11 protein-coding genes and 2 pseudogenes are annotated in these 12,400 nt (G+C 66.2%); 3 read left to right on the forward strand and 10 right to left on the reverse strand.

All coding sequences use genetic code 11. The features are described 5' to 3' along the window. Positions 1 to 2 precede the first annotated feature (2 nt). Both LDJ84_RS14330 and LDJ84_RS14335 read left to right on the forward strand, forming a co-directional pair. A complete protein-coding gene (locus tag LDJ84_RS14330) occupies positions 3 to 1,202 on the forward strand; it encodes an acyl-CoA dehydrogenase family protein (RefSeq protein ID WP_024762822.1) in 1,200 nt (399 codons plus the stop codon). Positions 1,203 to 1,214: 12 nt separating this feature from the next. Continuing rightward, complete coding sequence (locus LDJ84_RS14335) at positions 1,215 to 2,360, forward strand: acyl-CoA dehydrogenase family protein (protein WP_084357732.1); 1,146 nt, start codon at positions 1,215 to 1,217, stop codon at positions 2,358 to 2,360. Between the two features lie 48 nt (positions 2,361 to 2,408). Here LDJ84_RS14335 and LDJ84_RS14340 read toward each other — a convergent pair whose 3' ends face one another. Next, on the reverse strand, positions 2,409 to 2,750 hold the full coding sequence (locus LDJ84_RS14340) for a hypothetical protein (protein WP_024762824.1): 342 nt from the start codon (positions 2,748 to 2,750) through the stop codon (positions 2,409 to 2,411). 121 nt (positions 2,751 to 2,871) lie between these two features. Here LDJ84_RS14340 and LDJ84_RS14345 point away from each other — a divergent pair, with 121 nt between their 5' ends. Next, entirely contained in the window at positions 2,872 to 3,645 is a 774-nt protein-coding gene (locus tag LDJ84_RS14345) for an ABC transporter ATP-binding protein (protein ID WP_084357952.1), read from the forward strand. A 406-nt stretch (positions 3,646 to 4,051) separates the two neighbouring features. Here LDJ84_RS14345 and LDJ84_RS14350 read toward each other — a convergent pair whose 3' ends face one another. The 9 genes and pseudogenes from LDJ84_RS14350 to LDJ84_RS14390 all read right to left on the reverse strand — a co-directional run bounded on the left by LDJ84_RS14350 (position 4,052) and on the right by LDJ84_RS14390 (position 12,396). Further along, positions 4,052 to 5,248, reverse strand: a complete 1,197-nt coding sequence (locus tag LDJ84_RS14350; protein WP_169887649.1) for an MFS transporter — start codon at positions 5,246 to 5,248, stop codon at positions 4,052 to 4,054. Position 5,249: 1 nt separating this feature from the next. Next, positions 5,250 to 5,441: a hypothetical protein gene (locus tag LDJ84_RS14355; protein ID WP_169887648.1), complete on the reverse strand. Its 192-nt coding sequence runs from the start codon at positions 5,439 to 5,441 to the stop codon at positions 5,250 to 5,252. Further along, positions 5,438 to 6,127, reverse strand: a pseudogene (locus LDJ84_RS14360) (PepSY-associated TM helix domain-containing protein); the annotation flags it as partial. The pseudogene LDJ84_RS14360 and the gene LDJ84_RS14355, both read right to left, overlap by 4 nt. A 459-nt stretch (positions 6,128 to 6,586) precedes the next feature. Continuing rightward, positions 6,587 to 7,060 (reverse strand): annotated as a pseudogene (locus LDJ84_RS14365) (sigma-70 family RNA polymerase sigma factor); the annotation flags it as partial. A gap of 94 nt (positions 7,061 to 7,154) precedes the next feature. Beyond that, on the reverse strand, positions 7,155 to 8,096 hold the full coding sequence (locus tag LDJ84_RS14370) for an aldo/keto reductase (RefSeq protein WP_226046503.1): 942 nt from the start codon (positions 8,094 to 8,096) through the stop codon (positions 7,155 to 7,157). A gap of 10 nt (positions 8,097 to 8,106) precedes the next feature. Continuing rightward, positions 8,107 to 9,723: a gamma-glutamyltransferase family protein gene (locus LDJ84_RS14375; RefSeq protein WP_065084799.1), complete on the reverse strand. Its 1,617-nt coding sequence runs from the start codon at positions 9,721 to 9,723 to the stop codon at positions 8,107 to 8,109. 17 nt (positions 9,724 to 9,740) lie between these two features. Beyond that, positions 9,741 to 10,826: a polyamine ABC transporter substrate-binding protein gene (locus LDJ84_RS14380; protein WP_084357737.1), complete on the reverse strand. Its 1,086-nt coding sequence runs from the start codon at positions 10,824 to 10,826 to the stop codon at positions 9,741 to 9,743. A gap of 21 nt (positions 10,827 to 10,847) precedes the next feature. After that, positions 10,848 to 11,627, reverse strand: a complete 780-nt coding sequence (locus LDJ84_RS14385) for an amino acid ABC transporter ATP-binding protein (RefSeq protein WP_084357738.1) — start codon at positions 11,625 to 11,627, stop codon at positions 10,848 to 10,850. Position 11,628: 1 nt separating this feature from the next. After that, positions 11,629 to 12,396, reverse strand: a complete 768-nt coding sequence (locus LDJ84_RS14390; protein WP_024762832.1) for an amino acid ABC transporter permease — start codon at positions 12,394 to 12,396, stop codon at positions 11,629 to 11,631. Between the last annotated feature and the right edge of the window lie 4 nt (positions 12,397 to 12,400).

Genomic DNA, 12,400 nt, shown 5'->3' on the forward strand with positions numbered 1-12,400 from the left:
TGATGGATATCCATTTCACGCCTGAAGAACAGGCTTTCCGCGAGGAGGCGCGTGCCTTCCTGCGTGCCGAGCTGCCCGAGCGGCTGGCGAGCCGCATCCTCCAGGGCAAGCGCCTGAGCAAGCAGGACCAGGTGCTGTGGATGCGCAAACTGAACGCACGTGGCTGGCTCGCGCCTGGCTGGCCGGCCGAGTACGGCGGCCCCGGCTGGAGTGCTGTGGAGAAGCATATCTTCGAGGAGGAGTGCTTCGCCGCCGGGGCGCCGCGAGTGGTTGCCTTCGGGGTGAAGATGGTGGCGCCGGTGCTGATCAGGTTCGGCACGCCCGAGCAGAAGGCGCGTTTTCTGCCGCGCATCCTCGACAGTTCCGACTGGTGGTGCCAGGGCTATTCCGAGCCGGGGGCAGGCTCCGACCTGGCATCGCTGAAGACCCGCGCGGTGCGTGAGGGTGACCACTATGTGGTGAACGGCCAGAAGATCTGGACCACCCTGGCGCATTACGCCGACTGGATGTTCTGCCTGGTGCGCACCGACCCGGATGCCGCGCAGCAACGCGGCATCAGTTTCCTGCTGGTCGATATGAAGACGCCGGGCATCACCGTGCGGCCGATCATCACCCTGGATGGCGAGCACGAGGTCAACGAGGTGTTCTTCGACAATGTGCGCGTGCCGGCGGAAAACCTGGTGGGCCGCGAAAACGAAGGCTGGACCTGCGCCAAGTACCTGCTCACCCACGAGCGCACCAGCATCGGCGGCATCAACCAGACCAAGGTGTTGCTGCGCAAGCTCAAGCAGGTGGCCGGACAAGAGTTGCGCAATGGTCGGCCACTGATCGAGGACCCGCTGTTCCGAGCTCAGGTCGCTGCCGTGGAGATGCAACTGATGGCCGCTGATATGAGCAACCTGCGCGCACTGGTAGCCGCCCGCGATGGCGGGGTGCCCGGTGCGGAAAGCTCGATCCTCAAGATCAAGGGCACTGAGGTGCGCCAGCAGATCGTCTATCTGCTGACCAAGGCGGTGGGCACCTATGCGCTGCCGTTCCTAGAGGATGAGCTGGGCTTCGAGGCATCGCAGGAACCGGTGCTGCACAGCGCCGACAGTGCCACCGCCACCTACCAGTACCTGGATTCGCGCAAGGCTTCGATCTATGGCGGCTCCAACGAAATCCAGAAGAACATCATCGCCAAGATGATCCTCGAGCTGTAAGGAGCCCAACGCATGGACTTCAAATTGACCGAAGAGCAGCAGATGCTGCAGGACACCGCAGCCCGCCTGGTTCGTGACCATTATGCTTTCGAGCAGCGCGAGGCCTATCGGCGCGAGCCTGGCGGTTTCAGCCGGGCATTCTGGGCCCGGCTTGGCGAGCTGGGCCTGTGCGCGGTGCCGTTCGAGGAGGCCCATGGCGGCTTCGGCGGCCAGGGTGTGGAAATGGGCCTGATCTGCGCCGAGCTTGGTCGTGGCCTGTGCCTGGAGCCGTACCTGCAGTCGGTGATTTTCGGCGGCGGCCTGCTGGCGCAATTGGGCAGCGCCGCGCAGCGTGATGAGCTGCTGACTCGTGTGGCCGCAGGCGAGTTGCAACTGGCGGTCGCCCTGGAGGAGCCGCAAAGCCACTATCAGTTGCACGATGTTTGCTGCACCGCGAGCCCGACTGCCGACGGCTGGCTGCTGGACGGGCGCAAGAGCGTGGTGTTCGGTGGCCAGAGCGCCGGGTTGATCCTGCTGTCCGCGCGCACCGCTGGCGGCGCCCGGGACGAGCAGGGCATCAGCCTGTTCCTGGTCGATCCGGCCAGCACGGGCGTCGTCCGGCGCGAATTTCCCACGCTCGACGGGCGCATGGCCTGCGATCTTTACCTGGATCAGGTTTTCGTCCCGCGTGCCGCGCTGCTGGGCCTCGAGGGCGAGGCGCTGCCGGCGTTGCGCTACCAGCAAGGCCGGGCCGTCGCGGCGCAGTGCGCCGAAGCGGTCGGCAGCATGGAAGCCGCCTGCGCGCTGACGCTCGATTATCTCAAGACCCGCCAGCAGTTCGGCGGCGTCATCGGCAAGTTCCAGGCGCTGCAGCACCGCATGGTGGATATGCGAATCGAACTGGACCAGGCCAGCTCCATGGCGCTGCTCGCGGCCTGCATGGCGGACGAGCCCGACAGCGATGAGCGCAGCCGGGCGCTGGCCGCGGCGAAGTACATCGTCAGCCGCGCCGCGCGCCTGATCGCCGACGAAAGCGTGCAGCTGCATGGTGGCATCGGCCTGACCTGGGAGTACCAGCTATCGCACCACGCCAAGCACCTGTGGATGGTGGCGCGTCAGTTCGGCGACGATGATCATCACCTTCAGGTCTTCAGCGAACTGATGGCGCCGGCAGACTGAGCAAGCGTCCAGGAGTCCCTTCTCGGGCCACCGCGGGTGGCCCTTTTTTCAGGGTGTCGGGGTGGAGGTCATCGCCCAGGTGATGAAGCCGGCATTGAAACCGGTGAACACCAGCGCGAACAGGAATACTGCATCGGCAATGTGCATCATCCGCCGGCCGCGCAGGGTACGGTGGGTGCGCAGGCTCCAGTAGGAGCAGAAGGCCGAGACCACATAGAACATCATGTTGACGGCCACCATGTCATCGATGATCAGGTCTTCCCGGCGCAGGGTGAGGATCACCCGGATGATCCCGATCACGGTCAGGCACACGCCGACCATGGTGGCCGAGACGGAGAAGATGTGGACGCAGATGTCGTCGTCCAGGGAGGGCGTTTCCGGCTCGTTCATGACGCGCGCTCGCTGTCGTGGAAGGTGTGGAAAGCGTAGTTCCGATTCAACCAGGGCTTGAGTCGCTCGCCCAAGGAGCCTACTGTCAGCGGCTGCCCCAGGCCCGGATATGAAACGCCCCATGATCGACTTCAACAACGTCACCGCCTACCAGCAGCAGACCCGCGTGCTCGATGGTTTTTCCCTGCATATCGGCGAAGGCGAGAAGGTCGCCATCCTCGGCCCCAACGGCGCCGGCAAGAGCACGCTGCTCAAACTGATCAGCCGCGAACTCTACCCGGTGGATCGCCCGGACAGCTCGCTGAACCTGTTCGGTCTGCAGAACGTCACCCTGTGGGACCTGCGCAGCCGCATCGGCTTCGTCTCCCAGGACCTGCAGGAAGACTACACACCTTTCACCCAGGCGCTGGACGTGGTGATCTCCGGTTTCTTCGGCGCCATCGGCAGCCACGGTCACCTGCAGCCAACACCGGAACAGGCGGAGAAGGCGCGCGAGATGCTGGCCCAGGTGGAGATGGACGGCTACGCCGAACGCATGTTCCAGCGCCTGTCGACCGGGCAGAAGCGCCGCCTGCTACTGGCCCGCGCGCTCATCCACGAACCCCGTGCGCTGATCCTCGATGAGCCGGCCAATGGCCTGGACATGGGCGCCAGCCTGCAGATGCTCACCCTGCTTCGACGCTTCTGCGGCCCGGAGCACGCGATGATCATCACGACCCATCACCTCGACGAGATCATTCCGGAAATCGAACGGGTGGTGCTGATCGCCAACGGCAAGGTCGTGGCCGACGGGCCGAAGGCGGAGATTCTCACCAGCAAAAACCTGTCGGCGCTGTACCAGGCTCCGCTGAAAGTGACCGAGCAGGATGGCTGGTATCGCTGCTGGCATGCGTGATTCGATGCTGGCCTTCTGAGCCAGACCAACCCTGTCGCGGACGTGCGTTCATGGAGGCTCCTGCAGGAGCAGACTCTGTCCGCGATGGACGCCCGCGCGTGCCGATCCTCGATCGGATTTTTGTCCAGCGCCCGCCACTGCGCCTGCATCGCACGAATGCGCTATCCGCTGAGCCTTGCCGGCGGGGACGCCGAGCAGGCCGGTGCGGCTGGGGTCGATCAGCCCGAAGTCACGCACGCCCACCGGATAGGGCCGCTGGACTTGGGCATCGGTGACACCGGGAAGACGCACAAGGCGGCGACGGCCACACTCACCAGCAGGGTGAAGCATATCCCCGACCAGACCGGTACCCGCGCAGGGCGCTTTTTCCGCAACAGCAGCCAGGGCAGCAGGCCGTCGGCGATCATCACGCTACGGCGCCCTTGCGCGGCAGCACGGTCCAGACCACGCCAAGGACCAGCAGCACGGCGATCAGCAGGTAAGGCGCGCGGCTATCGACCTGGTGCAGCAGGGTGCCCAGCAGCGGGCCAGTGATCATGCCCAGACCGTGCACGGCGACCAGGCTGCCGGCGGCGGCGCCCTGTTCGTCGGCTTCCACGGCGTTGGCGTTGAGCGCCGAGACGGCGGGGAAGACCCAGCCCATGCCGGCAGCAGCGACGAAGCACGATGCGTAGAGCATCCACGGTGCGACGGCGATGCATACCGAGGCAAAGCCCAGTGCCGAAATCACGCCGCCCACGCCGATCAGCCGCAGCGGCGCCCAGTTCAGCTTGCGCACCAGCATCTGCGCGCAGATCAGCGCCACGCCGACGGAGGTCAATGCGATACCGGCGACCCGCGCCGCGTCGGCGGGCGGCAGTCGCAGGCGGTCGAGGGCGAAGAAGCCGACGGTCATCTGCGCGACGGTGACGCAGACCATGGCGATGAAGCCCAGGGTCAGCGAACGGCGTAGGCGCTTGTCAGTGATCGCCAGGGCCGGGCCTTTGCGTTCATGGGCAGGTTCGTGGTGTGGCAGCCACTTCCACAGCACGGCCAGGGCCAGCAGCGGCAGCAGGCAGGTGAGCAGCAGCGGCAGCGCCAGGCCGAGCATGGCCAGCAGGCCGGCGAAGCTCGGCCCGACCACCATGCCCACCGCGCTGGCGGCGCCCATCGCGGCCATGGTGCCGGCGCGCTTGTCCGCCGTTACGTGGTCGGCTACCAGCGCCGCCGAGCAGGCCGGCACGGCGGCATAGAAGCCGCCGGCCAATCCGCGTAGCGCGACGATGCCGATGAACGCCGGCCAGGGCGACATCGCGGTATTCAGCGCCAAGGCCATGAAGGCACACAGCAGCGCGTAGCTCAGCGCGAAGCCGGCCAGGCCGCTGAGCAGCACGCGGCGGCGGCCCAGGCGATCGCTGGCGATGCCCCAGACGCGCGCCATCAGCATCCAGGCGATACCGCCGACGGTCACCGTCATCCCCGCCTGCCAGGGCGCCAGGCCCAGGGTGCGGGCGACCGGGCCGATCAGCGCGACGAAGGACATCACCGCCACCGTGCAGACGAAGGTCTCGAACATCAGCGGGCGCAGGTTGAGGATCGGCGCCGGGGGCGGCAGGGCGGTCATTTCAGCGGGGCTCCTTGGGTCGGCGGGGCATTCTCATCCCTACAAAGACGATCAGCAGCAGCGGAACACCAAGGGAAATCCACGACAGCACGTCGAAAACCCCATCGCCGAGCAGCGCCGAGAGCAGCCCGAAGCTGCTCAGCACGGCCAGCGCAAGGGGCCAGCGGAAGATCATCCAGAGTCCGCGCCTCATGCCTTGACCTCCGTGTTCAGGCCGCCGGAATCCAGTTCCGCCAGGCGTTTCTCGATGGGCGTGCGGCGTCGGCCAAGCCACAGGTACAGGCCGCTGGCGAGGATGACGATGCTGACGATATCCAGCAGCGCCCAGACGATCTTCAGCGGCATGCCGCCGTAGTCGCCGAAGTGCAGCGGCTGGGACAGCAGCGTCTTCACGTACAGCGGCATCTCGCGCATGTCGGTCAGTTCGCCGGTTTCGGCATCCACCGGCGCGGGCTTGAGCAGGCGTTCGGTGAACGGCGTGTTGCCGCGCATGAACACGGCGTAGTGGTGCTTGCTGCTGAACTGCGTGCCGGGGAAGCCGACGAAGCTGACCTCCATGTCCGGCGCGGCCTTGCGGGCGGTGTCGATGGCCTTGTGCTGCGAGCCGAGGCTTTCCAGCGGCGGCGCGTCCTTGTGGGGCGCGGTCATTTCCGCCAGCTGGCCACCTTGCCAGAGCATCAGGATCGGCAGCGCCAGGGTGTTGATCACCCCGGTGACGCCGACCACCAGCACCCAGGCGAGGGTGACGATGCCCAGCACGTTGTGCAGGTCCAGCCACTTCGGCCGCGAGCTGCGCTGGGAGCGCACGGTGGCGAAGTCCAGCTTGCGCATGAACGGCGTGTAGACCACCACGCCGGAGACCAGCGACGCCACCAGCAGCGTCTGCAAGGGCATGCGGTCGGCCATCAGCATGCCGTGGGTCCAGGCGTCCGGGGCCGGCGAGGGGGCGACCGAGGTGATGCCCAGTGCTGACAGCAGCACGGAGTCCCCGGCGCCCAGCCCTTGGCCGGCTCCGTGCGACGACACTACTTCGACGCGGCCCTCGACAACGGCAACGCGGGTCGCCCCTTGGTCCTGGCGCACATTGAAGCGCGCTTCGCGGGTCGTGACCAGGAAAGGCCGGCTGTCCACGCGCGCATCGAGGAAGATCTCCCCCGCAGCAGGTGCACCAGGCGCGGCGCGGGGTGAAGGCGATGTCCACGGCACTGTCGGTGTTGAGCGTCAGCAGGCTGCCATCGGGCAGCAGCCATTTGCCAACAGCAGGGCAAGCTGCTTGAGTGCCCGGCGGCGGTCGAGCTGGCGTTCACGGCCCAGGGTTGGCATGGCCAGTGCGGGCGGCAGGCTGCCGAGATGCCCCATCAGGCGCTCGGCACGATCCCAGGGATACGCCCAGGCGCTTGGCGATAGCCCCTCGACCTGCGCCAGCAGGAAGGCCTGGCGCACCGGGTCGGGCAGGTGCGGGAGCAGGGTGTCGATCTCGTGCAGGGTTTCCAGCACCAGGTAGCGCTGTTCCGGCGAGGGTGCGAGCTCTTCGGGGATGCTGGCGAGGGCTTCGAGGTAGGCGCGCTCCAGCGACTGGCGCTGGAACCAGTTGATCATCTGCCCCTTGGCCACCGTGGCGAGATAGGCTCGCGGCTCGCGAGCCTCCAGCACACGGCGTGAATCGAGCAGGCGAGTGAAAGTGTCCTGGGCCAGGTCCGCCGCCTGTTCGTGGCAGCCCAGGCGCCGGCGCAGCGTGCCCTGCAGCCAGCCGTGATGGTGCTGATAGAGGTCACTGACAGGAGCGTGGAGCGGAGCGTCGACCGAGGGCATGGCGGAGCTTTCATCATTTGAGAATGCTTCTCCTGATAGTGGTTGCCAAGGCCTGCTCACAAGCCCCGGAAGGAGGCGCGCTTGTGACAGTTGCTCAGGATATTCCGCTGGCGAGGTCGAGCATTGCCAGGTGGGAGTCTGAAAGGCTCAGTCGGGTCGCTCGCCCCAGACTGGCTAGCTGGTGTTCGCTGGTGGCGCTGGCGATGGGGGCGGTGATGCCCGGCTGTTGACGCAGCCAGGCGAGGGCGACCTCGGCCGGCGACGACTGGGTTTCCTCGGCGACCTGGTCAAGCGTCGCGAGAATCTTCAACCCTCGAACATCGAAGTAGCCCTCCAGGTCTTCGCCACGAGCACTTCCAGTGAGGTCGCCGGGGGCGCGGTACTTGCCGGTGAGAAAGCCCGAGGCGAGGCTGAAGTAGGTCACTACAACGTTGCCGTGCTCGGCAGCAATGGCTGCGGTTTCCGTTTCGTGGCCTGCGCGGTCGTAGAGGTTGTACTGGACTTGGAGCGCCGAGTACGCGGGGAGGTCGTTACTGCGCGCAGTTGCCGCGGCCGCTTCCAGTTGATTTCGGCTGAAGTTGGACGCACCGATGGCGCGCACTTTTCCCGAGGCGATCAACTCTTCGTAGGTGCGCAGGGTTTCCTCGTGGGGCGTGCTGTCATCCGGGTAATGACTGAAGTACAGGTCGATGTAGTCGGTGCGCAGGCGCCGAAGGGAGTCCTCGACTCCCTGCAGAATCCATCGGCGCGACAGGCCGCGCCGCTGTACCGAAAGTTCGGCGCCGATCTTGGTGCATAGCGTCACCTCGGTGCGGCGCCCCGGCTGGCTGGCGAGCCAGCGGCCGATGATGGCCTCCGACTCGCCGCCCTCGTGACCCGGTACCCAGACCGAGTACATATCCGCGGTGTCGATACTGCTCAGTCCCGCGTCGAATGCCGCGTCCAGCAGGCGTCGAGAAATGGCTTCGTCCACCGTCCAGCCGAACACGTTGCCGCCCAGTATCAGTGGCGAAAGGTTGAGGTCACGCGCATGCATGGCTGTCTCCTCAGCACACCGCGATATGCGAATCCGCGCGCGGTTCAGTGCCGCCGCAGAGCACGCCGGTCTGCGGGTCGCGGACGATGATCTGGCCGCGGCCGTAGTCGGTGAGGTCGCAGGCAATCTCCACCTCGTGGCCGCGTCGCGCCAGGCCGAAGGCGAGATCGCGGTTGGCGTGCTGCTCGATGCCGACCTTCATGCCACCCAGCCATTGCCAGCGCGGGGCGTCCAGCGCAGCCTGCGGGTTGAGGCCGAAGTCGACCAGGTTCATCACCATCTGCACGTGGCCCTGGGGCTGCATGTAGCCGCCCATCACGCCGAACGGGCCGACGGCCACGCCATCCTTGCTGAGGAAGCCGGGGATGATGGTGTGGAAGGTCTTCTTGCCCGGCGCCAGGGCGTTGGAGTGCGTTGGGTCGAGGCTGAATTCCGAGCCGCGGTTCTGCAGGCCGATACCACTGTCGGGCAGTACCACGCCGGAGCCGAAGCCGTGGTAGGCGCTCTGGATGAAGGAGACCATGTTGCCTTCGCCGTCGGCGGTGGCGATGTACACGGTGCCGCTGGAGAGTGGGTCGCCATGCCTGGGTTCGGCGGCACGCTCGCCGATCTCGGCGCGACGGCGTGCGGCATAGTCATCGGAGAGCAGCGCGGCGGTGCTGACCCGCATGTGCTCGGCGTCGGTGATGTAGTGCAGGCCGTCGGCGTAGGCCTTCTTCATCGCTTCGAGCTGACGGTGCCAGGTGAGCTGGCTGTCGCGCTGGTCGAAGTCGTAGCCCTGGAGGATGTTCAGGGTCATCAGGGCGATCAGGCCCTGGCCGGCCGGCGGGATTTCCCAGACGTCATAGCCGCGGTAGTTGGTCTTGATCGGCTCTACCCACTTGGGCTTGTAGCCGGCCAGGTCAGCGGCGCTCAGCTCGCCACCGGTGGCGGCAGAGTGCGCGGCCAGGCGCTGGGCGAGGGCGCCACGGTAGAAGCTTTCGCACTTCGTCTCGGCCAGCTCGGCGAGGGTTTTCGCCTGGGCCGGGTTGCGGAACAGCTGGCCGGCGCGCGGCGCTTCGCCGTTGACGGTAAAGGTGTCGAACCAGGCTTCCAGGGCCGGCACGGCGGCGCGGCTTTCCTGGTATTCGCGGCGGGCGATTTCCCATTGGTGGGCGACCACCGGGGACACCGGGAAACCGTCGCGGGCGAGGGCGATGGCCGGTTGCAGAAGGTCGGCGAAGGGCAGCTTGCCGAAGCGTGCGGACAGCTCGGCCCAGGCCGAGGGAATGCCCGGCACGGTGACTGGCAGCCAGCCGTGAACGGGCATCTTGTCGTGGCCGGCGGCTTTCACCTTGTCGATGGAAATGGACGCCGGTGCGTGGCCGCTGGCGTCCAGGCCGTGCAACTGGTCCTTGACCCAGACCAGGGCAAAGGCGTCGCCGCCGATGGCGCAGCCGGTGGGTTCGACCACGGTCAGCGCGGCGGCGGTAGCGATGGCGGCGTCGATGGCGTTGCCGCCGGCACGCAGCATGGCAATGCCGGCCTCGGCAGCCAGGGGCTGCGAGGCGGCGACCATGCCGTTACGGGCGAACACGCTCTGGCGCTGGGAAGCGTAGGGGTACTCGTGGGCAGAGAAGCTCAGCATGGAAAACTCTCTTCGGTTCAGCGGTCAGTCTTGATACGGGTCCATTCGCGGGTGATCACGCGCTGGATTTTCGGCGGCAGGTCGGCGGAGACGTAGAGCTTCTCGATCACCGCGTCGCTGGGGTAGATGCCGGGGTTGTCACGCACTTTCGGATCGAGCAGCGGTGTGGCGTCCGGGTTGGGGTTGGCGTAGCCGACGTAATCGCTCACCGGGGCGATCACTTCCGGGCGCAGCAGGTAGTTCACCAGCTCGTGGGCGCCCTTGGGGTTCTTCGAGTCGCGCGGGATGGCGAGCATGTCGAACCACAGGTTGGCGCCTTCCTTGGGAATCACGTAGCGCACGTCGATCTTCTTGCCGGCTTCCTGGGCGCGGGTCTGCGCCTGCATGACGTCGCCCGAGTAGCCGACGGCCACGCAGATGTCGCCGTTGGCGAGGTCGGTGGTGTACTTCGAGGAGTTGAAGTAGGTGATCGACGGGCGCAGCTTCTGCAGCAGCGCGGAGGCCTTGGTGTAGTCCTCGGGATTCGTGCTGTTCGGGTCCAGGCCCAGGTAGTGCAGCGCCTGCGGGATGATCTTCACCGGTGCGTCGAGGAAGGCCACGCCACAGCCGTGCAGCTTGGCGAGGTTTTCCGGCTTGAAGATCAGGTCCCAGGAATCCAGCGGCGCGTTGTCGCCGAGGGCGGCCTTGACCTTGTCATAGTTGTAGCCGATGCCCACGGTGCCCCACATGTAGGGCACGGCGTACTGGTTGCCCGGGTCGGCGGCTTCCAGGCGCTTCATCAGGCGCGGGTCGAGGTGCTTCCAGTTGGACAACTGGGCGCGATCGAGCTTCTGGTACACGCCGGCGTTGATCTGCTTGGTGAGGAACTGGCTGGACGGCACCACCAGGTCGTAGCCCGAGTGCCCGGAGAGCAGCTTGGCTTCGAGCATCTCGTTGGTGTCGAAGACGTCGTACTGGACCTTGATGCCGGTGTCCTTCTCGAAGTTCTTCAGGGTGTCCGGGCCCATGTAGTCGGACCAGTTGTAGAAGCGCACCAGCTTGTCGTCGGCTTGGGCTGCGGTGGCGCAGGCGAGAAGGGTGAACAGCAGAACTCCATTACGCATGAGCTTTCCTTTCTTCATTAGTCAGAGAACACGGCTGAGGAATTCCCGCGTACGCAGGTGGTGCGGATTGCCGAAGACCTGCGCGGGCGGGCCTTCTTCGATGAGTTCGCCCTGGTGCAGGACCACCACGCGGTCGGCCACTTCGCGGGCGAAGCCCATTTCGTGGGTGACCACCACCATGGTCATGCCTTCGTCGGCCAGCTCCTTCATCACTTGCAGCACCTCGCCGACGGTTTCCGGGTCGAGGGCGCTGGTGGGCTCGTCGAAGAGCATCGCCTGGGGCTTCATCGCCAGGGCGCGGGCGATGGCCACGCGCTGCTGCTGGCCGCCGGAAAGCTGGCCGGGGTAGTGCTCGGCCTTGTCCGACAGGCGCACGCGGGCGAGCAGCCGGCGCGCCTGCTCCAGCGCTTCGCCCCTGGAAACGCCGAGCACCTGGGTCGGCGCTTCGATGATGTTTTCCAGCACGGTCATGTGCGGGAACAGGTTGAAGCGCTGGAACACCATGCCGATGTCGCGGCGACGGCGGGCGATGTTGCTTTCCGAGTCACGCACCAGCTTGCCATCGGGACGCTCGCGGTAGCCCATCAGCTCGCCGTTGACGCGGATGCTGCCGCCCTGGATGTCTTCCAGGTGGTTCATGCAGCGGATGAAGGTGGTCTTGCCCGAGCCGGAGGCGCCGATCAGCACCACCACTTCGCCGCGGTGCACTTCCAGGGAAACACCCTTGAGGATTTCCAGCTCGCCGAAGGCCTTGTGCACGTCGCGGGCCTGGATCACCACGTCTTTCATATCCGGGATCATCTCAACGCCCCCTCAGCAGTTTCATGGCCTGGCGGCCGAACATGCGGTTCGGTGCGGCGGCCTGGCCGTCGGATTTGCCGAAGCGCACTTCCAGCCAGCGCTGGAAGAAGCCCCACAGGGTGGTCAGGGCGAGGAAGTAGATCGCCACGACCAGGTACAGCTCGAACACGCGGAAGGTCGCGGAGGTGACCATCTGGGTGCTCAGCAGCAGTTCCTGCACACCGATCACGCTGACCAGCGTGGTGTTCTTCAGCATCACGTTGAACTCGTTGCCCAGCGGCGGAACGATCACCCGGAAGGCCTGGGGCAGCACGATGCGACGCATCAGCCTGGGGAAGGTCATGCCGAGGGATTTGCCGGCTTCGTACTGGCCCTTGTCCACCGCGCCGATGCCGGCGCGGATGATCTCGGCCATGTACGCGCCTTCGTTGAGGCCCAGGGCGATGATCGCCGCCTGGATGTTGCCGGGCAGGATGAACAGCCCCAGGTCCAGGTCCTCGAAGCGGAAGAGGCCGCCGGCGGCCAGTGCGGTGTAGAGGAAGACGATCTGCACCAGCAGCGGCGTACCGCGCATCAGCCACACGTAGAAGCGCACCGGGTATTGCAGTAGCGGGTTGGTCGACAGGCGCATCAGCGCCGCCAGCAGCCCGAGCACGCAGCCCAGGAGCATGGCGCTGACGGCAATCACGCAGGTCAGCCAGAGGCCGTAGAGGTAGATGTCGCTCGGCCGCAGCAGGTACTGCCAGAACACGTCCCAGCTGAAGTTCATATCT

This window comes from Pseudomonas sp. HS-18 (genome assembly GCF_020401845.1).
Classification (GTDB): Bacteria; Pseudomonadota; Gammaproteobacteria; order Pseudomonadales; family Pseudomonadaceae; genus Pseudomonas; species Pseudomonas nitroreducens.

What these genes read in the sequence shown, in the direction of transcription:
- LDJ84_RS14330 (WP_024762822.1), top strand. Translation starts at nt 3, where the DNA reads ATGGATATCCATTTCACGCCTGAAGAACAGGCTTTCCGCGAGGAGGCG.
- LDJ84_RS14335 (WP_084357732.1), top strand. Translation starts at nt 1,215, where the DNA reads ATGGACTTCAAATTGACCGAAGAGCAGCAGATGCTGCAGGACACCGCA.
- LDJ84_RS14340 (WP_024762824.1), bottom strand. Translation starts at nt 2,750, where the DNA reads ATGAACGAGCCGGAAACGCCCTCCCTGGACGACGACATCTGCGTCCAC.
- LDJ84_RS14345 (WP_084357952.1), top strand. Translation starts at nt 2,872, where the DNA reads ATGATCGACTTCAACAACGTCACCGCCTACCAGCAGCAGACCCGCGTG.
- LDJ84_RS14350 (WP_169887649.1), bottom strand. Translation starts at nt 5,248, where the DNA reads ATGACCGCCCTGCCGCCCCCGGCGCCGATCCTCAACCTGCGCCCGCTG.
- LDJ84_RS14355 (WP_169887648.1), bottom strand. Translation starts at nt 5,441, where the DNA reads ATGAGGCGCGGACTCTGGATGATCTTCCGCTGGCCCCTTGCGCTGGCC.
- LDJ84_RS14370 (WP_226046503.1), bottom strand. Translation starts at nt 8,096, where the DNA reads ATGCATGCGCGTGACCTCAACCTTTCGCCACTGATACTGGGCGGCAAC.
- LDJ84_RS14375 (WP_065084799.1), bottom strand. Translation starts at nt 9,723, where the DNA reads ATGCTGAGCTTCTCTGCCCACGAGTACCCCTACGCTTCCCAGCGCCAG.
- LDJ84_RS14380 (WP_084357737.1), bottom strand. Translation starts at nt 10,826, where the DNA reads ATGCGTAATGGAGTTCTGCTGTTCACCCTTCTCGCCTGCGCCACCGCA.
- LDJ84_RS14385 (WP_084357738.1), bottom strand. Translation starts at nt 11,627, where the DNA reads ATGATCCCGGATATGAAAGACGTGGTGATCCAGGCCCGCGACGTGCAC.
- LDJ84_RS14390 (WP_024762832.1), bottom strand. Translation starts at nt 12,396, where the DNA reads ATGAACTTCAGCTGGGACGTGTTCTGGCAGTACCTGCTGCGGCCGAGC.